Source organism: Methylobacterium sp. A54F (assembly GCF_053346035.1).
The window spans coordinates 41,784-58,903 of the sequence record NZ_JBKFBF010000003.1 but is presented as its reverse complement, the minus strand read 5'-3'; the positions used below and the strand labels follow the sequence as shown (position 1 = coordinate 58,903).

Sequence of the window (17,120 nt, the reverse complement as noted above, 5' to 3'; positions counted from 1 at the left end):
TCGCCGGGGAGAAGCGCCCCTCAGCGATGCGCGAAGTCGGGCTTCCGCTTCTCCACGAAGGCGCTCATGCCCTCCTTCTGGTCGGCCAGCGCGAACATCGCGTGGAAGACCCGGCGCTCGAAGCGGATGCCCTCGCTGAGGCTGACCTCGCCCGCGCGGTTGACCGCCTCCTTGGTCATCATGGCGACGGGCAGCGACATGCCCGCGATGGTCTCGGCCGTGCGCAGGGCGTCCGCGAGGAGGTCGTCCGCCGGCACCACCCGGGCGACGAGGCCGGCCCGCTCGGCCTCGGCCGCGTCCATGGTGCGGCCGGTCAGGCACATCTCCATGGCCTTGGCCTTGCCGACCGCCCGGGTGAGGCGCTGGCTGCCGCCGATGCCCGGCATCACCCCGAGCTTGATCTCGGGCTGGCCGAACACGGCCGTGTCGGCGGCGAGCACCACGTCGCACATCAGGGCGAGCTCGCAGCCGCCGCCGAGGGCGTAGCCCGCCACCGCGGCGAGCGTCGGCGTGCGCAGGGCCGCGAACCGCTCCCACTGCGCGAAGAAGTCCTCGGCGTACATGCTGGGGTAGTCCGCCGCCTGCATCTCCTTGATGTCGGCGCCCGCCGCGAAGGCCTTCGGGGAGCCGGTGACCACGATGCAGCCGATGCCGGGGTCGGCGTCGGCCGCGGTCGTTGCCGCGATCAGCTCCTCCGTGAGCTGCCGGTTGAGGGCGTTGAGCGCCTTCGGTCGGTTGAGCGTGACGAGGAGGACGCGCCCGCGCGTCTCGGTGAGGATCGTCTCGTGGCTCATCGGCCCTCCCCCGTCCCGTCCGTGCCCTGGCCGCGCAGCAGGCCGATCATCGCGGAGAAATCCGCCCCGCCCTGCCCCTGGGCGTCGAGGAGCGCGTAGAGCTGCGCCGCATGCGCGCCGAGGGGCGTCGCCGCCCCGGCGGCGGCCGCGGCGGCCTGCGCGAGGCGCAGGTCCTTCAGCATCAGGCCCGCGGCGAAGCCCGGCCGGTAGCCGCTGTTGGCGGGCGAGGTCGGCACGGGGCCGGGCACCGGGCAGTAGCTCGTCAGCGACCAGCACTGGCCGGAGGAGACCGAGGCGACGTCGAACAAGGCCTGGTGCGACAGCCCGAGGCGCTCGCCGAGCGCGAAGGCCTCGCAGACGCCGATCATCGAGATGCCGAGGATCATGTTGTTGCAGATCTTGGCGGCCTGCCCCGCCCCGGCCTCGCCGCAGTGGAAGACGTTCTTGCCCATCGCCTTCAGGATCGGCTCGGCCCGCCCGAAGGCCTCGCCGCCGCCGCCGGCCATGAAGGTGAGGGTGCCGGCCCTGGCGCCGCCGGTGCCGCCCGAGACCGGGGCGTCGATCGCCGGGCAGCCGCGGGCCTCCGCGATGGCGTGCGCGCGCCGGGCGCTCTCGACGTCGATCGTCGAGGAATCGATGAGCAGCGTGCCGGGGGCGACCACCCCGGAAAGCTCCGTCCAGACGCCGACCACGTGGCGGCCGGCCGGCAGCATGGTGACGACGACGGACGCGCCCTCGGCGGCGGCCAGCGCCGAACCCACGGCCTCGACGCCCTCCGCCGCGGCGGCCGCGAGGCTCGCCTGGGCGAGGTCGAACCCGCGGACCCGGTAGCCCGCCCGCGCGAGGTTCGCCGCCATGGGCCCGCCCATGTTGCCGAGCCCGATGAATCCGATGGTCTCAGCCATCCCGACTTCCTCCCGTTGTCCGAACCTGGATCGATGATCCCGGCATCCGAAAACCCCTCCCGCGCCGCGCGAGGGGACCCGCGCCCTACCCGTGCGCCGCCGGGAAGGCCGGCGCCGTGCGGCGCTCGCTCAGCCAGCGGTCGATCCGGGCCGGGTCGACCGCCTCGAGGGTGGCGGGATTCCAGCGGAAGGCCCGGTCCTTGTCGATCACCACCGACCGGATGCCCTCGCGCAGGTCGCCCTCCGCGAGCACCGCGAGGCAGGCGTGCAGCTCGCGCTCCAGGCACGCCTCGAGGGTCGGCGCGTCGCGGCCGAGGCGGAGCAGGCGGAGCGTGAAGACGAGGGCGGCCGGGGCCTTGGCGCGCAGGCTCGCGGCGGCGGCGCGCGCGAAGTCCGAGCCGTCCGCGTCGAGGGCGGCGAGGATCCCGGCCACGTCGTCGCTCGCGAAGCAGCGGTCGATCAGGGCGCGGTGCGCGGCGAGCGGCGCCGGGCCCGGCACCTGCGCGTGCGCGTCGATCACCGCCTGCACGGCCGCGTGGTCGGCGTTCCGCGGCAGGGCCGCCAGGGCCTCGGCCAGCGCAGGCAGCGCCGATACGGGGACCAGGGTGTCGGCGAGGCCGCACAGGATGGCGTCGGCCGCCCCCACCGCCTCGCCGGTCAGGCCCAGATAGGTGCCGAGCTCCCCCGGCGCCCGGGGCAGGAGCCAGGTGCCGCCGACGTCCGGGATGAAGCCGATGCCGGTCTCCGGCATGGCGATGCGCGAGCGCTCGGTGACGAGGCGGTGGCGGGCATGGCCGCTGAGCCCGATGCCGCCCCCCATGGTGATCCCGTCCATCACGGCGACGAACGGCTTCGCGTAGCGCGCGATGCCGGCGTCGAGGCGGTACTCGTCCCGCCAGAAGGTGGCGGCCTCCTCGGCGCTGCCCTCGTAGAGCGCACGCAGGTCGCCCCCCGCGCAGAGGCCGCGCTCGCCCTCGCCCGTCAGCAGCACCGCCGCGATGGCCGGATCCTCCGCGAACCCGGCGAGCGCCGGCCCGATGGCGTGGACCATGTCGAGCGTCAGGGCGTTGAGCGCCCGCGGCCGGTTCAGGCGGATGCGCCCGAGGCGGCCCACCCGCTCCACGATGATCTCGTCCGTGCCGATCGCGTCCGTCATCGGCCCCCCAGCAGAGCGCGGGCGATGATCACCCGCATGATCTCGTTCGTGCCCTCCAGGATCTGGTGCACGCGCAGGTCCCGGACGATCTTCTCGACCCCGTAATCGGCGAGGTAGCCGTAGCCGCCGTGGAGCTGCAGGGCGTCGTTGGCCACCCCGAAGGCCGCGTCGGTGACGTGGCGCTTGGCCATGGCGCTGAGCCGGCCGGCCTCAGGGGCCTTGGCGTCGAGGGCGGCGGCGGCCCGCCACAGGAAGGTGCGGGCGACCTCGATCTCGGTCGCCATGTCGGCCAGCCGGAACTGCAGGGCCTGGAAGTCGGCGAGGCGCTGCCCGAAGGCCCGGCGCTCGCCCGTGTAGGCCAGCGCCTTGTCGAGGGCGGCCTGCGCGCCGCCGAGGGAACAGGCCGCGATGTTGAGGCGCCCCCCGTCGAGGCCCGCCATGGCGTAGCCGAAGCCCGCGCCCTCCGGGCCCAGGCGGTTCTCCGCGGGCACCACCGCGTCGTCGAAGATCACGGCGCGGGTCGGCTGGGCGTTCCAGCCCATCTTGCGCTCCTCGGCCCCGAAGGAGAGGCCCGGCGTGTCCCGCGGCACCACGAGCGCCGAGATCCCCTTCGGCCCCGCCTCGCCGGTGCGCACCAGGCAGACGTAGAGGTCGCTGACCCCGGCCCCCGAGATGAACTGCTTGGCGCCGTTGAGGACGTAGGTGTCCCCCCGCCGCTCGGCCCGGGTGCGGAGCGCCGCCGCGTCGGAGCCGGAGCCGGCCTCCGTCAGGCAGTAGCTCGCGATCGCCTCCATGGACATCAGGCCCGGGAGCCAGCGGGCGCGCTGCCCGTCGTCCCCGTAGGCGTCGATCATCCAGGCGCACATGTTGTGGATCGACAGGAAGGCCGCCACCGTCGGGCAGCCCGTGGCCAGCGCCTCGAAGATCAGCGCCGCCTCGAGGCGCCCGAGCCCCGAGCCGCCATGGGCCTCGCCGACGTAGATCCCCGCCATGCCGAGGCCTGCCGCCGCCCGCAGGGTCTCGACGGGGAAGTGCTTCTCCGCGTCCCAGGCCAGCGCCTGCGGGGCGATGTGCTCGGCGGCGAAATCCGCCGCCATCGCGCGGATCGCGATCTGGTCCTCGTCGAGCCCGAAGCGCATGGCGGTCCTCCGATGGGTGTCTCGGGCTGCCCTCCCCCCGCGGAGGGGGAGGGACGCGGCGGGCCTCAGCGCATGGTCGGGATCGAGAACTCGGCGCCGCTCTTGATGCCGGAGGGCCAGCGCGAGGTGACCGTCTTGGTCTTCGTGTAGAAGCGCACCGAGTCCGGCCCGTGCTGGTTGAGGTCGCCGAAGCCGGAGCGCTTCCAGCCCCCGAAGGTGTGGTAGGCGATCGGCACCGGGATCGGCACGTTGACGCCGACCATGCCGACGTTGACCCGGGCCGTGAAGTCGCGCGCCGCGTCGCCGTCCTGGGTGAAGATCGCGACGCCGTTGCCGTACTGGTGCGTCGTCGGCAGCGCCAGCGCCTCCTCGTAGTCCTTCGCCCGCACCACCGAGAGCACGGGGCCGAAGATCTCCTCCTTGTAGATCGTCATCTCGGGGGTCACCCGGTCGAACAGCGAGCCGCCCATGTAGAAGCCGCGCTCGTAGCCCTGGAGCCGGAAGTCGCGCCCGTCGACGGCGAGCTCGGCACCTTCCCGGAGCCCCGTGTCGATGTAGCCCCTGACCCGCTCCACGGCCTCGGCGGTGACGAGCGGCCCGTAATCGGCCGAGGCGTCGTGCGAGGGGCCGATCTTGAGCGATTCGACGCGCGGGATCAGGCGCTCCATCAGGCGGTCGGCGGTCTCCTCGCCCACGGGGACGGCCACCGAGATCGCCATGCAGCGCTCGCCGGCCGAGCCGTAGCCGGCGCCGATCAGCGCGTCGACCGCCTGGCCCATGTCGGCGTCGGGCATCACGATCATGTGGTTCTTGGCCCCGCCGAAGCACTGGGCGCGCTTGCCCGTCTGGGCGGAGCGCACGTAGATGTACTCGGCGATCTGCGAGGAGCCCACGAAGCCGACCGCGCGGATGTCCTCGTCGTCCAGGATCGCGTCCACCGCCTCCTTGTCGCCGTTGACGACGTTGAGCACGCCCGGCGGCAGGCCGGCCTCGAGGAACAGCTCGGCGATGCGGATCGGCACGCTCGGGTCGCGCTCGGAGGGCTTCAGGATGAAGCTGTTGCCGCAGGCGATGGCGGGCGCACACTTCCAGAGCGGGATCATCGCGGGGAAGTTGAACGGCGTGATGCCGGCCACCACGCCGAGCGGCTGGCGCATCGAGTAGACGTCGATGCCGGTGCCGGCCCCTTCCGTGTACTCGCCCTTCAGGAGGTGCGGGATGCCGGTGGCGAACTCCACCACCTCGACGCCGCGCTGGATGTCGCCCTTGGCGTCCGGCACCGTCTTGCCGTGCTCGGAGGCGAGGAGCTCGGCCAGCGCCTCGTGCTCGCCCCGGATCAGCTCCAGGAAGCGCATCAGCACGCGGGCGCGCTTCTGCGGGTTCTGGGCGGCCCAGCCGGCCTGCGCGTCGCGGGCGTTCTCCACGGCGGCGCGCAGCTCCGCGCGGCTCGCCAGGGCGACCCGGGCCTGGACCTCGCCGGTGGTCGGGTTGAACACGTCGGCGTAGCGGCCGCTGGTGCCGGCCACCGCCCGGCCGCCGATGAAATGCCCGATTTCGCGCATGGTCTCGCGCTCCCTTGCTCGACGCTTCCTCAGGATCCGGGCACGCCACGGGCGCCCCGATTTTGGCGTGAGCCTATCAGCGTTTCGCGCACGGCAAAGCGCCGCGTCTTCCCATCGGCTGTGCATCCATGCACAGTCGGGGCGGATCACCGCGCGGGATCGGGGGCGTGCGATGGGGGGCCGCAGGCCGGGGCGGAACTGGGATGACCTGCGCTTCTTCCTGGCGGTGGCGCGGGCCGGCACGCTGACGGCCGCGGCTGCCCGCACCGCGACGGAGCACACCACGGTGGCGCGCCGCATCCAGGGGCTCGAAGAGGGCCTGGGCCTGCGCCTGTTCCACCGCAGCCACCTCGGCTACGGCCTGACGGAGGCCGGCGAGGGGCTGCTCGCCGCCGCCGAGGCGATGGAGAGCGCCTTCGTGGCGGCCACCGCCGGGGCGGGCTCCACGGCCCGCACCATCGTGGGCACCGTGCGGATCGGCGCCCCGGACGGGTTCGGCAGCGTGTTCCTGGCGCCCCGCATGCACCGGCTGACCGCGCGCCACCCGGGGCTCGAGGTCGAGATCCTGGCCACAGCCCGGATCTTCAGCCTCTCGAAGCGGGAGGCCGACATCGTGATCAGCCTGTCGAGCCCGCAGCAGGCCCGGGTGGTGGCCCGCCGCCTCACCGACTACCGCCTGCATGTCCACGCCGCGCCGGCCTACCTCGCCGGGGCGCCCCCGATCCGAACCGTCGCCGACCTGCGCGCGCACCCGTTCGTGGGCTACATCGAGGACATGCTGTTCGCCAAGGAGCTCAACTACCTCAACGTGGTCGGGCCGGAGGTGGCCGCGCGCCTGCGCAGCACGAACCTCCTCGCCCAGGTCCACGCGACCCTCGCGGGGGCGGGCCTGTGCATCCTGCCGGCCTTCATCGCGGCGGCCCATCCGGGGCTGGTCCCGGTGCTGCCGGGAGAGCTCTCCCTGACCCGCGCCTTCCACATGCACATCCACGAGGACCACCGGAAGGCCGCCCACATCCGCGAGGTCGCGGCCTTCATCGCCGCCGAGGTCGCGGCCGCCCAGGCGCTGTTTGCCGGGCCGGCCGGCTGAGGGGACCCGCCCGCGCCGGGGCGCACGCAATCGGCCGTCCCTGTCTCGCGGCGGGCCCCCGCAACCCTTGCGGGCGGCCCCGAACCGCGCCAGCCTCGGTTCCCACCCGGCCCCGCCAGGGCCCACGGACAAGAAAGCCGGAGGAGACCATGGTCAGCGCGATCGCCCTGCCCCGCCTGATGCGGATCGGGGCCGGAGCCTCGGGGCTCCTGCCGGAGGTGCTGGGCCAGCTCGGCCTGAGCCGGCCGTTCGTGGTCACCGACCCGTTCCTGGCCGGCAACGGCCGGGTCGAGACCCTGATGGCCCGGCTCGCCGCGCGGGGCATCGCGGCCGTGGTGTTCTCCGAGACGGTGCCGGACCCGACCGTCGACGCCGTCGAGGCGGCGCTGGCCGCACTGCGCCGGGGCGAGCACGATTGCGTCGTCGGCTTCGGGGGCGGCAGCCCGATGGACACCGCCAAGGCGGTGGCGGTGCTCGCCCGCCGCGGCGGCCACATGCGCGACTACAAGGCGCCCCACGTCCAGGACGAGCCCGGCCTGCCGATCATCGCGATCCCGACCACCGCCGGCACCGGCTCGGAGGCGACCCGCTTCACCATCGTCACCGACGCCGAGACCGACGAGAAGATGCTCTGCATCGGCCTCGCCTACCTCCCCGTGGCCGCCCTCGTCGACTACGAGCTGACGCTGACGAAGCCCAAGCGCCTCACCGCCGACACCGGCATCGACGCCCTGACCCACGCGATCGAGGCCTACGTGTCACGGCGCGCCAACCCGTTCTCGGACGGCTTCGCGCTCACCGCCATGCGAGCGATCGCCCCGAACCTGCGCCGGGTCTGGACCGACCCGGGCGACCGCCACGCCCGCGAGGCGATGATGCTCGGCGCGACCCAGGCCGGCATCGCCTTCTCGAACAGCTCGGTCGCCCTGGTGCACGGGATGAGCCGGCCGATCGGCGCCCACTTCCACGTCGCGCACGGCCTCTCGAACGCCATGCTGCTGCCGGCGGTGACCCGCTTCTCGATCAACGCGGCGCCCGGCCGCTACGCCGACTGCGCCCGCGCCATGGGTGTCGCGCAGGACAGCGACGGCAACGCGGCGGCCTGCGAGCGGCTGGTGGCGGCCCTCGTCGAGCTCAACGACGACCTCGACGTGCCCTCCCCCCGCAGCTACGGCCTCGACGCCGAGCGCTGGGCGACCCTGCTGCCCCTCATGGCCCGCCAGGCGCTGGCCTCAGGCTCGCCGGCCAACAACCCGGTCGAGCCGAGCGCGGAGGCGATCGTGGACCTCTACCGCGAGGTCTGGGACGGGTGAGGCGCGGGGTGCCGGAAGCCCGAAGTCCCTTGGACCGTCCCCCTCGCGCACGGGCGAGGGGGACGGTCGCGTCGCCCGAAGGCCGCCGTCAGCGCGCGGCGCTCACGGTGAGCGGGCAGCCGCTCTCCTCGGCCTTGGCGAAGGCCTCCGCGCCGGGGATCGTGGCGAGGTGCTTGTAGAGGTCCCACTCGCTCTTCGAGTCGGCCGGCTTCTTGACCTCGAACAGGTACATGTCGTGCACCATGCGGCCGTTCGGCAGCACCTTGCCGCCGTGGGCGAACACGTCGTCGACCGGCATCGTGCGGAGCTGCTTGTTGACCGCATCGGTCTCGTCGGTGCCCGCGGCCTTGGCGGCCTTGAGGTACTGCAGCACCGCCGAGTAGGTGCCGACATGGACCATGTTGGGCATCTTGCCGGTGCGCTTCAGGAACCGCTGGCCAAAGGCCCGGGTCTCGTCGTTGAGGTCCCAGTACCAGCCCTCCGTCAGCGTCAGCCCCTGGGCGACCTTGAGGCCGAGGCCGTGCACCTCGGCGAGGGTGAAGAGCAGCGCGGCGAGGCGCTGCCCGCCCTCCACGATGCCGAACTCGGCCGATTGCTTGATGGCGTTGGCGGTGTCGTTGCCGGCATTGGCGAGGCCGATCACCTTGGCGCCGGACCCCTGCGCCTGCAGCAGGAAGGAGGAGTAGTCCTGCGCGGCGAGCGGGTGGCGCACGCTGCCCAGCACCTTGCCGCCCTTCGACTTCACGTAGCGGCTCGTCTCCTCCTCCAGCGAGTAGCCGAAGGCGTAGTCGGCGGTGAGGAAGTACCAGGTGTCGCCGCCCTGCTGCACCAGCGCGCCGCCGGTGCCGACCGCGAGCGCCCGGGTGTCGTAGGCCCAGTGGAAGCCGTAGGGCGTGCACTGCTTGCCGGTGAGCTCGCTGGTCGCGGCCCCCGTGACCATGGTGATCTTCTTCTTCTCCTTCGAGAGGCCCTGCACCGCGAGAGCCACCGAGGAGGTGGTGAGATCGACGATGACGTCGACGCCGTCGCGGTCGTACCAGCCGCGGGCGATGGAGGAGGCGATGTCGGCCTTGTTCTGGTGGTCGGCCGAGAGGATCTCGATCGGGGTCCCGTTGAGCTTGCCCCCGAAATCCTCCACCGCCATCTTCGCGGCCTCGACGGAGGAGCGTCCGCCGAACTCGGCGTAGGTGCCCGACTGGTCGTTCAGGACGCCGATCTTGATCGCCCCGCCCGAGAAGGCGCCGTCCTGCGCCTGGACGGGCCCGGCGAGCAGGAGCGTCGCGGCGAGCGCGAGGCCGTTGCGTGTCTTCATTCCCGAATTCCTCCCGTGTGCGATGCGCTGAACCCGCCCGTCCGCGCCGCCCGGTCCCGCGGGGGTCTCCCACGAGGCACGGCGGTCGGGTCCGGGCCGTCGCCGGGGGCCCGCGCGGGGCTCCTCGGGGCGTCGGCGGCCCGGGGCGGGTGCGGCCGGCCCGCGTTGCTGGTTCCCGGCCGCCGCGGGGCGATCTTGCGCAGCGCCCGCGCGCCTCGGCAAGATTGAATTCAGTTGGCGGGTGCCCCGGCGCGACGATCGCCCCGGGAATGTCATAGGTCGCGGCCCCCTCAGGCGCGGGCCGGGACCTTGTAGCCGGGGCTGCGGGCGACGCGCGCGGCGACCGCGGCGGCGAGCCGGTCCAGCACCGGCTCCGGCAGGGCGGCGGCCGCGGCGAGGTGGTAGGTCTCCCAGCCGATGCTGAGGAAGTGGAGGCCGAAGCGCTCGGCCGCCGAGCGGGCGCCGAGGCCGGCATCGGCCGCGCCGGTGGCGATCACCGCCGCCACCGCCTGATGGGTGAACTCCTCGACCCCGTAGCCGGCGATCTCCCCCGGCGCGATGCCGTGCTCGGCGAGGAGCCGGTCGAACCAGAGCCGCGTGCCGGAGCCCTTCTGGCGATTGACGTAGCGGACGCGGCGCCCCGCGAGGTCGCCGAGGTCGCGGATGCCGAGGGGGTTGCGGGGGGCGAGCAGCAGCCCCTGCTCGCGCTCGAACAGCGGCCGCACCACGAGGCCCGGATGCGCGGGCAGGTCCGCGAAGGGGGCGCCGGCGGCGGCGAGCGGCAGCGCCCCGCAATGGAAGCCCGCCACGTCCGCCCGCCCGTCGAGGAGGCGGGCCACCGCCTCGTGGCTGCCCACCACGGCCACCTCCGCCTGGACGTCGGCCAGCGCGTCGGCCTCTCCGGCCGCCTCGATCGCCTCCATCAGAAGGAGGTCGTGGCTCGCCGCGATCGACAGGCGCGGGGCCGGGGTGCCGAGGAGCGCCTTGAGGCGCAGCTCCACCGCCCGGCCCTCCCGGGCCAGCGCGGCCGACAGCCCGGAGGCGGCGACCGCGAGGGCCTCCCGCAGGGCCTCCCCGGCGGGGGTCAGGGCGCTGCCGTGGCCCCGCGTCTTCTGCACGAGCTGGCGGCCGAGGGCGGCCTCCAGGGTCCGCAGCCGGTCCCAGGCGGCGCGGTAGGACAGGCCGAGCTCGGTGGCGACCCCCTGCACCGAGCCCGTGGCGTGGATCGCCGCGAGCAGGGTGAGCGCGTCGGCGACGGCGACCCGGCGCGGGCCGACCCGCAGGAGGCCGCCGAGGCCGAGCTCCACCGCGACGGCGTCGTTGACCGAAGGTGCATCCATGGGGCCGCCGCGACCTCGTCCGAGAGCCAAGGGGCCCGCCTCCCGCGCCGGCGCGGGGCGCGCGCGGGCCCACGCGGACCCCCATAGCACGAGGATCCGGGGGTTGGGGCGGGGCCCCGCCGCGCCGTCCCCCGCCGGCGGCCCGTCAGGGCAGCAGCGGCGTGCAGACCGTGGTGCCGTGGCCGGGCAGCGGCACCACGGCGGTCGCCACGCCGTAGAGCCCGCGCAGGCTCTCCGGGGTGATCGTCTCGGCGGGGGCCCCGAGCGCGGCGAGGCGCCCTCCCTGCAGCAGCGCCACCCGGTCGGCGCACAGGAAGGCGTGGCCGGGATCGTGCGTCGCGAGCACCACCGCGATGCCCCGGGCCCGCAGGCGGCGGATCTCGCCGAGCACCCGCGCCTGGTTGCCGAAATCGAGGCTCGCGGTCGGCTCGTCCATCACGAGGAGGCGCGGCTCGCCGGCGAGCGCGCGGGCGATCAGGACGAGCTGGCGCTCGCCGCCGCTGAGCTCCGTGTAGACCCGGTCCGCCAGGTGCCCGATGCCGAGCGCCGCGAGCGCCGCGGCAGCCGCCGCGCGGTCCGCCGCCCCGGGGCTCGCGAAGGGCGCGATCCGGCTCGCGCGCCCCATCAGCACCACCGCCTCCGCGGTGAACGGGAAGAGCGCCGCATGGGCCTGCGGCACGTAGGCGATCGCCCGCGCGACCTGCGCCCGCGGCCAGCCCGCGATGTCCGCGCCGTCGAGGCGGACGCGGCCCCCCTGCGCCGGCAGCAGGCCGAGCAGCGTCTTGAACAGGGTGGTCTTGCCGCCCCCGTTCGGCCCCAGCAGGCACAGGGTCTCGCCCGCCGCCAGGGTGAAGCTGACCCCCTGCCCGACCGTGCGGGCGCCGTAGCCGAAGGCGAGGTTCTCGACGCTGAGCATGGGGGGAGGCCATATCTCGATCGCGCGGGTTCCGATACGATGGCGCATGCCCGTCGTCCTCGACCCGCCCTTGAAACATAGTACCGAGTTCTATAGTTAGACCCGTTGCGGGACGCGTCCCCTGCGCCGAGGGCAGCACCGTTCGGTGCAGCGCGCAGCTGGCTCCTGTCAAAGTGCGGCCGTAATACAGGAAAACCGCTCAAGCACATGACAATAGGGCGACCCCTGGAAGGAAGTCGCCACATGCTCGGAATCCATGTCGGGCTTCGTCCTGGCGGAAGAAGCTATGAAGACTTACGCCACGTCCGCGTTCTCGAAGCTTGCTGCGAAGGAGGACGTCTCTGACGACGACTTGCGGGAAGTGGTCGCCCGTGCCGAGCGCAATTAGATCGACGGGCCTCTCGGAGGCTATCTGATCAAGCAGCGCGTTGCACGCCGAGGGCAGGGCCGCTCGGGCGGCTTCCGTACCATCCTGTTCTACAAGCGTGGCAAGGTCGCCGTGTTCCTGCACATGTTCGCCAAGAGCGAACGAGCGAACCTGACCAAGAAGGAGCAGGTCGCCTATCACGACTACGCCGAGCAGTTGGCGAAGCATACCGATGAACAATTTTCCCGCCTCGTCATCGAGCGCGGATGGAGACGGATCGAGGATGAGCAGCTCGAAGAAGACGTACCGAAGTGATGCACTTCGGTCGCTTCACCTGGCCGCAGTGGATTCCCGGGCGGTTGGGGCGATCGACAAGGCAACTCTGCGCCGGTTTGATGTCGCCTGCCTCACGCCTGTGGAGCCCTTGGCGCCGGAGGCGATCAAGCGCATCCGGGAAACAGCGAAGATGAGCCAAGCCATCTTCGCCCTGGCCCTCAACGTGACCACATCGCTGGTCAGCCAGTGGGAGCGGGGTGAGAAGAAGCCGAGCGGGCCCTCACTCAAGCTCCTTTCGCTCGCGGCCCATAAGGGCATCGACGCGATCATCTGACTAGCAGCCCTGAACCCTCGCCGGCTGGCGCGGTGTGAGCCCCGTGCGACGATCGGGACGCGGTCCAGGGGCGAGCCCGAGCAGCGCATGGCGGTGCTCCGCGCGGCAGGCCACGCCGTCTCCGTCCGCTACGACCGCCGCCGGTCGCGGATCGTGGCGGCGCTGAGCAACCGGCGTCGAGCTGGCCTTCCCCCCCGCGCGCGGAGACCGCCCGCGGGGGCGGCCGCAAGGGCTGATCACCCCCAGCCCCGCCGCCCGCTGGCCAGGAGCCACAGGAAGAACGGCGCGCCGATCAGCGCCGTGAGGATGCCGAGGGGGACCTCGATGCGGCCGGCGGTGCGGGCCACGAGGTCGACGCCGGTGAGGTAGGCGGCGCCGAGGAGGAGCGAGGCCGGCAGCAGGCGGCGGAAGTCCGGGCCGACGAGGAGGCGGGCGACGTGGGGCACGATCAGCCCGACCCAGCCGATCACCCCCGTCACCGAGACGGCCGCCGCCGTCACGAGGGTCGCGGCGGCGACGAGGAGGGGGCGCAGGCGCCGGGTCTCGACGCCGAGCGCCCGGGCCTCCTCGTCGCCGAGGCTCATCAGGTTCACGCGCCAGCGCAGCAGCACCAGGGGCACGAGGCCGAGGGCGATGGCCGGCAGGATCGCGCCGACATCCCCGAGGGTGACCGAGGCGAGGCTGCCCAGCAGCCAGTAGGTGATGGCGGGCAGCTGGTTGTAGGGGTCGGCCAGCACCTTGAGGAGCGCGATGCCGGCGCCGAGCACCGCCCCCACGGCGACGCCCGCGAGGACGAGCGTCAGCACCGGGTCGTGCCGGCGCACCGCGGCGCCGACGCCGTAGACCGCCGCCACCGCCGCGAGCCCGCCCCCGAAGGCGAGCCCCTGCACGACGGCCGCCGGCAGCCCGAGGAAGATGCCGAGCACCGCCCCGAGGCTCGCCCCCGCGGAGACGCCGAGGATGTCGGGCGAGACCAGCGGGTTGCGGAACAGGCCCTGGTAGGTCGCCCCCGCCGCCGAGAGGGCCGCCCCGACCACGAGGGCCGCGGCCACCCGGGGCAGGCGCACCTGCAGCACCACCGTGCGGGCGGTGGCATCGACCTGCGCCGCGGGGCCGAGAAGCTTTTCGAAGAGGATCGCCAGCACGTCGCCGAGGGGCACGCCGTAGCGCCCGGTGCCGAGGGACAGGAGCACGAGGAGCAGGAGCGCCAGCGCCGGCAGCGCGACGCGGGCGAGCGCGGAGGCCCGCGGCCGGGCCAGGATCGCCGCCCGCATCAGGGCGCGGTCCCGGTGCCGTCGAGGAGGGCGGCGAGCTGCGCCTCGCTCAGGTCCACGTGGTAGTAGCGCCGGTAGAAGGTCCGCACGGTCGCCCCGAGGGGCTCGGGGAAGAGGTCCGGGTAGAGGAGCTTGGCGAGCCAGCGCAGGCCGATCAGCCGGTTGACGCCGGGCGGCGCGTCGAACCAGCCGAAGGGCAGGGCCGGCGCCCGGTAGACCCGGTTCGCCCGCACCGCCGCGACCCCGCTCCAGAGCGGGTCCGTGCGGAAGGCCGCCTGCACGGCCGGGTCGACGGTGAGGATCACCTCGGGGTCCCAGGCGAGCACCTGCTCGGGCGAGACCGCCGCGAGGCCGCCGGTCCCGGCCGCTGCCGCGACGTTGCGGGCGCCCGCGGCCTCCAGGATCTCGACGTTGATCGAGCCCGCGAGCCCCGTCTCCAGTCCCTTGGGGCCGCGCCCGTAATAGACCCGCGGCCGCCGGGCCTCCGGCACGGTCGCGACCCGGGCGGCGATCTCGGCGATCGTCGCGGCGGCGTCGTCCGCGAGCTCCCCGGCGCGGGCCTCGACGCCCAGGATCGCGCCGAGGCGGCGGTAGGTCTCGGGCAGGCCCGCGAACGTGCCGTCGAGGAGGAGGTAGGGGATGCCGGTCTGCGCCTGCACCCGGTCGGCGAGCGACGCGTAGGTCGGGCCCGTGCTGCCGACGTCGAGGACGAGGTCGGGGGCCGCCGCCAGCACCGCCTCGACGTTGGCGGTGCCGCCGCGCCCGGTCAGCCGGCCGTAGCCCGGCAGGTCGCGGGCGGGGGCGGCGAGGAGGGCCGCCTCCGCGGGGCTCGGCGCCCGCACCCAGCCGGCCATCTTCCCCGGCGCGAGGGTGTAGAGCAGCACCGAGGCGGGCGGGCCCGCGGGCAGCACCCGGGCGACCGTCCCGGGCACCGCGACGGTGCGGCCCGCCGCGTCGGTGACCGGCCGCGCGGCGGCGGGGACGGCCGCGAGCAGGGCGGCCAGCAGGCCGAAGGGGCGGACCCAATGAAGGCGGACCCAGAGGGGGCGGATCATCGCGCGGGGGCTCTCCGTCGTGGACGGCCGGCACCCTAGCGGCTCGCCGCCGGCCCGCCTATGCGGCGCCGCGGACCCAAATCGGGGGCCGGAGGCGTCCTCCGGCCCCGCAGCCTCAGTTCGCGCGCGAGACCTCGACGAGGTTGTCGGAGAACGAGGGCGCGTGGCCCATGTCCGTGAAGGCCGCCGAGGAGATGCTGTTGACCGTGCCCTCGTTGTGCTGGCGCCAGTAGCCCAGCGTCGCCACCACGACGCCGTGGCGCACGTCGTCTGTGATGCGCGCCACGCCCTTGAAAGCGCCGCGGGCGTTGGCGACCTGCACGCGGTCTCCGTCGAGGATGCCGCGCGCCTCGGCGTCGGCCCGGCTGATCATCACGAACTGCTCACCCTGGCCCTTCTGCTTGTCCTCCATGTTCGCGTAGCAGGAGTTCAGGAAGTAGTGGCTCTTCGGCGAGACGATGTTGAGCGGGTAGCGCTTTGCCAGCTCCGGATCGTTCGTGTGGGATTCCCGCGCGCCGACGTAGTCGGGCAGCGGGTCCAGCGCCTCGCCGGGCTGGAAGCCCTCGTACATCTGTCGGAAGGGCGGCGCGACGAAGTTCGTGGCGCCCTCGACCTTGAGCATGCACTTGCCGGTGGGCGTCGGGAAGTTGCCCTCCCGGTGGGGTGCCCGGTCGTCCGGCGTGCCCACTTTCAGCCGGGCGAAGCCGTGCTCGCGCATGTAGGCGAGGTCGTAGCCCTCGCAGGCCGGGGCGGACCAGTCGACGTAGTGCTCAAGGCACTCGCTGTCGCTCCACTTGAAGTTCTCCTCCTCGTAGCCGAGCCGGGCGGCGAGCCGCCGGAAGATCTCGTTGTTGGGGATGGCTTCGCCCGGCGCCTCGGCGCACTTGGTGTTGTAGGTCAGGTAGAGGTGGCCCCAGGAGAGGATCATGTCCTCCATCTCGGCCCCCATGGTGGCCGGCAGCAGGATGTCGGCGTAGGAGGCGGTGTCCGAGATGAAGTGCTCGGCCGAGACCAGGAACAGGTCCTCGCGCATCAGCCCCTCGACGATCTTGTCGGTCTCGGGCGCCTGCGTCACGGGGTTCGAGTTCCAGCACATCATCGAGCGGATCGGCGGGTCGAGGGGCATCTCGCCCGTGAGCGCGCGGCCGATCTGCAGGTTCGAGACGACGCGGGTGCCCTCGGGGATCAGGTCGGGCCGGCACATCACGTCGAACCGGTAGGGGTGCTCCCAGACCGGGAACTGCGTGACGCCGCCGCCGACGTGGCGCCAGGCGCCGGTGAGCGCCGGGATGCAGGTGACCGCCCGGATGGTCTGGCCGCCGCCGTAGTGCCGCTCCAGCGCCACGCCCATGCGGATGCCCACCGGCTGCTCGGTCGCCATCTCCCGGGCGAGCTTGCGGATGTCGTCGGCGGAGACGCCGGTGATCTCCGCGGCCCATTCGGGCGTGCGGTCGGCGGCGCGCTCCTTCAGCTCCTCGAAGCCGACCGTGTGGTTGTCCACGTAGTCCTGGTCGACGAGGCCCTGCGCGATGATGGAGTTGATGAGCGCCATGGCGAGCGCCCCGTCGGTGCCGGGCTTCGGGCAGATGTGCCAGTCGGCCGCCTTGGCGGTGCGGGACGCGTAGGCGTCGATGACGACGACCTTGGCGCCCTTCTTCTGCGCGTCCTTCACGATGGCCCAGTGGTGCAGGTTGGTGCTGACCGAGTTGCAGGCCCAGATCACGATGTACTTGGAGTGGATGTAGCTCTCCGGGTCGAGCCCCGCCGTCGGGCCGACGGTGAGGAGCCAGGCGGTGCAGGAGCCCTCGCCGCAGAAGGTGCGCTCGGTGACGGTGGCGCCCATGCGGTTGAAGAAGGCGTCGCCGCCGTTCAGCCCGTGCACCAATCCCTGGTTGCCGAGGTAGCTGTAGGGGATGATCGCCTGGGGTCCGTGCTCGGCGATGATCGCTGTCCAGCGCGCGACGATGGTGTCCAGCGCCTCGTCCCAGGTGATCCGCTCGAACTGCTTGGAGCCCTTCGGACCGACGCGCTTCATCGGGTAGAGCAGGCGGTCCGGGTGGTAGTGGCGCTTCTCGTAGTCCTTCAGCTTCACGCAGAGGCCGCCGCGGGTCATCGGGTGGACCGGGTTGCCGCGCACGCTCAGGAGCTCGCCGTCCTTCACCTCGAACAGCATCGAGCAGGTGTCGGGGCAGTCGTGCGGGCAGGCGCCGAAGAAGGTCTCGGTCTTGCCGTCGAGCAGGGTCTCGGGGTCGACGATCTCGTTCATGGTCCCTCCGCCGGGCGCCCC

General features: G+C 73.3%; 15 protein-coding genes. 4 read left to right on the top strand and 11 right to left on the bottom strand.

Annotation, left to right across the window (positions count from 1 at the left end; genetic code table 11):
* Nucleotides 1-20: 20 nt before the first annotated feature.
* The 5 genes from ACLBXP_RS06550 to ACLBXP_RS06530 all read right to left on the bottom strand — a co-directional run bounded on the left by ACLBXP_RS06550 (nucleotide 21) and on the right by ACLBXP_RS06530 (nucleotide 5,556).
* Entirely contained in the window at nucleotides 21-794 is a 774-nt protein-coding gene (locus tag ACLBXP_RS06550; protein WP_447666786.1) for an enoyl-CoA hydratase, read from the bottom strand.
* Nucleotides 791-1,699, bottom strand: a complete 909-nt coding sequence (gene mmsB, locus ACLBXP_RS06545; protein WP_447666785.1) for a 3-hydroxyisobutyrate dehydrogenase — start codon at nucleotides 1,697-1,699, stop codon at nucleotides 791-793. Before mmsB ends, ACLBXP_RS06550 begins: the two co-directional genes overlap by 4 nt.
* Before the next feature lie 85 nt (nucleotides 1,700-1,784).
* Nucleotides 1,785-2,855: an enoyl-CoA hydratase/isomerase family protein gene (locus ACLBXP_RS06540; RefSeq protein ID WP_447666784.1), complete on the bottom strand. Its 1,071-nt coding sequence runs from the start codon at nucleotides 2,853-2,855 to the stop codon at nucleotides 1,785-1,787.
* Nucleotides 2,852-3,994: an acyl-CoA dehydrogenase family protein gene (locus tag ACLBXP_RS06535; protein WP_447666783.1), complete on the bottom strand. Its 1,143-nt coding sequence runs from the start codon at nucleotides 3,992-3,994 to the stop codon at nucleotides 2,852-2,854. The genes ACLBXP_RS06540 and ACLBXP_RS06535 overlap by 4 nt, the downstream gene beginning before the upstream one ends.
* Before the next feature lie 65 nt (nucleotides 3,995-4,059).
* Nucleotides 4,060-5,556, bottom strand: a complete 1,497-nt coding sequence (locus ACLBXP_RS06530) for a CoA-acylating methylmalonate-semialdehyde dehydrogenase (RefSeq protein WP_447666782.1) — start codon at nucleotides 5,554-5,556, stop codon at nucleotides 4,060-4,062.
* A gap of 172 nt (nucleotides 5,557-5,728) precedes the next feature.
* On the opposite strand from ACLBXP_RS06530, the gene ACLBXP_RS06525 reads away from it, so the two are divergent.
* Together ACLBXP_RS06525 and ACLBXP_RS06520 are read left to right on the top strand one after the other, a co-directional pair.
* Entirely contained in the window at nucleotides 5,729-6,646 is a 918-nt protein-coding gene (locus ACLBXP_RS06525; protein WP_447666781.1) for a LysR substrate-binding domain-containing protein, read from the top strand.
* Nucleotides 6,647-6,795: 149 nt separating this feature from the next.
* Nucleotides 6,796-7,959, top strand: coding sequence for an iron-containing alcohol dehydrogenase (locus ACLBXP_RS06520; protein ID WP_447666780.1), 1,164 nt, complete (start codon nucleotides 6,796-6,798; stop codon nucleotides 7,957-7,959).
* An 88-nt stretch (nucleotides 7,960-8,047) separates the two neighbouring features.
* On the opposite strand, the gene ACLBXP_RS06515 is transcribed toward ACLBXP_RS06520, so the two are convergent.
* From ACLBXP_RS06515 to ACLBXP_RS06505, 3 genes are all read right to left on the bottom strand, one after another.
* Nucleotides 8,048-9,271, bottom strand: a complete 1,224-nt coding sequence (locus ACLBXP_RS06515) for an ABC transporter substrate-binding protein (protein ID WP_447666779.1) — start codon at nucleotides 9,269-9,271, stop codon at nucleotides 8,048-8,050.
* 290 nt (nucleotides 9,272-9,561) lie between these two features.
* Nucleotides 9,562-10,611 carry a substrate-binding domain-containing protein gene (locus ACLBXP_RS06510; RefSeq protein WP_447666778.1) on the bottom strand — a complete coding sequence of 350 codons (1,050 nt, stop codon included), beginning with the start codon at nucleotides 10,609-10,611 and terminating at the stop codon, nucleotides 9,562-9,564.
* Between the two features lie 145 nt (nucleotides 10,612-10,756).
* Nucleotides 10,757-11,527, bottom strand: coding sequence for an ABC transporter ATP-binding protein (locus ACLBXP_RS06505; RefSeq protein WP_447666777.1), 771 nt, complete (start codon nucleotides 11,525-11,527; stop codon nucleotides 10,757-10,759).
* Between the two features lie 388 nt (nucleotides 11,528-11,915).
* Here ACLBXP_RS06505 and ACLBXP_RS06500 point away from each other — a divergent pair, with 388 nt between their 5' ends.
* Nucleotides 11,916-12,209: a type II toxin-antitoxin system RelE/ParE family toxin gene (locus ACLBXP_RS06500; RefSeq protein ID WP_447667104.1), complete on the top strand. Its 294-nt coding sequence runs from the start codon at nucleotides 11,916-11,918 to the stop codon at nucleotides 12,207-12,209.
* Nucleotides 12,178-12,504 carry a helix-turn-helix domain-containing protein gene (locus tag ACLBXP_RS06495; RefSeq protein ID WP_447666776.1) on the top strand — a complete coding sequence of 109 codons (327 nt, stop codon included), beginning with the start codon at nucleotides 12,178-12,180 and terminating at the stop codon, nucleotides 12,502-12,504. The genes ACLBXP_RS06500 and ACLBXP_RS06495 overlap by 32 nt, the downstream gene beginning before the upstream one ends.
* A gap of 236 nt (nucleotides 12,505-12,740) precedes the next feature.
* Here the strand turns inward: ACLBXP_RS06495 and ACLBXP_RS06490 are convergent, their stop codons facing one another.
* The 3 genes from ACLBXP_RS06490 to ACLBXP_RS06480 form a co-directional block, all read right to left on the bottom strand.
* Complete coding sequence (locus ACLBXP_RS06490; RefSeq protein ID WP_447666775.1) at nucleotides 12,741-13,778, bottom strand: FecCD family ABC transporter permease; 1,038 nt, start codon at nucleotides 13,776-13,778, stop codon at nucleotides 12,741-12,743.
* A complete protein-coding gene (locus ACLBXP_RS06485) occupies nucleotides 13,778-14,833 on the bottom strand; it encodes an ABC transporter substrate-binding protein (RefSeq protein WP_447666774.1) in 1,056 nt (351 codons plus the stop codon). The genes ACLBXP_RS06490 and ACLBXP_RS06485 overlap by 1 nt, the downstream gene beginning before the upstream one ends.
* A 115-nt stretch (nucleotides 14,834-14,948) precedes the next feature.
* Nucleotides 14,949-17,099 carry a molybdopterin-containing oxidoreductase family protein gene (locus tag ACLBXP_RS06480; RefSeq protein WP_447666773.1) on the bottom strand — a complete coding sequence of 717 codons (2,151 nt, stop codon included), beginning with the start codon at nucleotides 17,097-17,099 and terminating at the stop codon, nucleotides 14,949-14,951.
* Nucleotides 17,100-17,120: the final 21 nt, after the last annotated feature.

Coding starts and splice junctions, on each gene's coding strand:
- ACLBXP_RS06510 (WP_447666778.1), bottom strand. CDS start 10,611: ATGGATGCACCTTCGGTCAACGACGCCGTCGCGGTGGAGCTCGGCCTC.
- ACLBXP_RS06495 (WP_447666776.1), top strand. CDS start 12,178: ATGAGCAGCTCGAAGAAGACGTACCGAAGTGATGCACTTCGGTCGCTT.
- ACLBXP_RS06525 (WP_447666781.1), top strand. CDS start 5,729: ATGGGGGGCCGCAGGCCGGGGCGGAACTGGGATGACCTGCGCTTCTTC.
- ACLBXP_RS06530 (WP_447666782.1), bottom strand. CDS start 5,556: ATGCGCGAAATCGGGCATTTCATCGGCGGCCGGGCGGTGGCCGGCACC.
- ACLBXP_RS06485 (WP_447666774.1), bottom strand. CDS start 14,833: ATGATCCGCCCCCTCTGGGTCCGCCTTCATTGGGTCCGCCCCTTCGGC.
- ACLBXP_RS06490 (WP_447666775.1), bottom strand. CDS start 13,778: ATGCGGGCGGCGATCCTGGCCCGGCCGCGGGCCTCCGCGCTCGCCCGC.
- ACLBXP_RS06535 (WP_447666783.1), bottom strand. CDS start 3,994: ATGCGCTTCGGGCTCGACGAGGACCAGATCGCGATCCGCGCGATGGCG.
- mmsB (WP_447666785.1), bottom strand. CDS start 1,699: ATGGCTGAGACCATCGGATTCATCGGGCTCGGCAACATGGGCGGGCCC.
- ACLBXP_RS06550 (WP_447666786.1), bottom strand. CDS start 794: ATGAGCCACGAGACGATCCTCACCGAGACGCGCGGGCGCGTCCTCCTC.
- ACLBXP_RS06480 (WP_447666773.1), bottom strand. CDS start 17,099: ATGAACGAGATCGTCGACCCCGAGACCCTGCTCGACGGCAAGACCGAG.
- ACLBXP_RS06540 (WP_447666784.1), bottom strand. CDS start 2,855: ATGACGGACGCGATCGGCACGGACGAGATCATCGTGGAGCGGGTGGGC.
- ACLBXP_RS06520 (WP_447666780.1), top strand. CDS start 6,796: ATGGTCAGCGCGATCGCCCTGCCCCGCCTGATGCGGATCGGGGCCGGA.
- ACLBXP_RS06515 (WP_447666779.1), bottom strand. CDS start 9,271: ATGAAGACACGCAACGGCCTCGCGCTCGCCGCGACGCTCCTGCTCGCC.
- ACLBXP_RS06505 (WP_447666777.1), bottom strand. CDS start 11,527: ATGCTCAGCGTCGAGAACCTCGCCTTCGGCTACGGCGCCCGCACGGTC.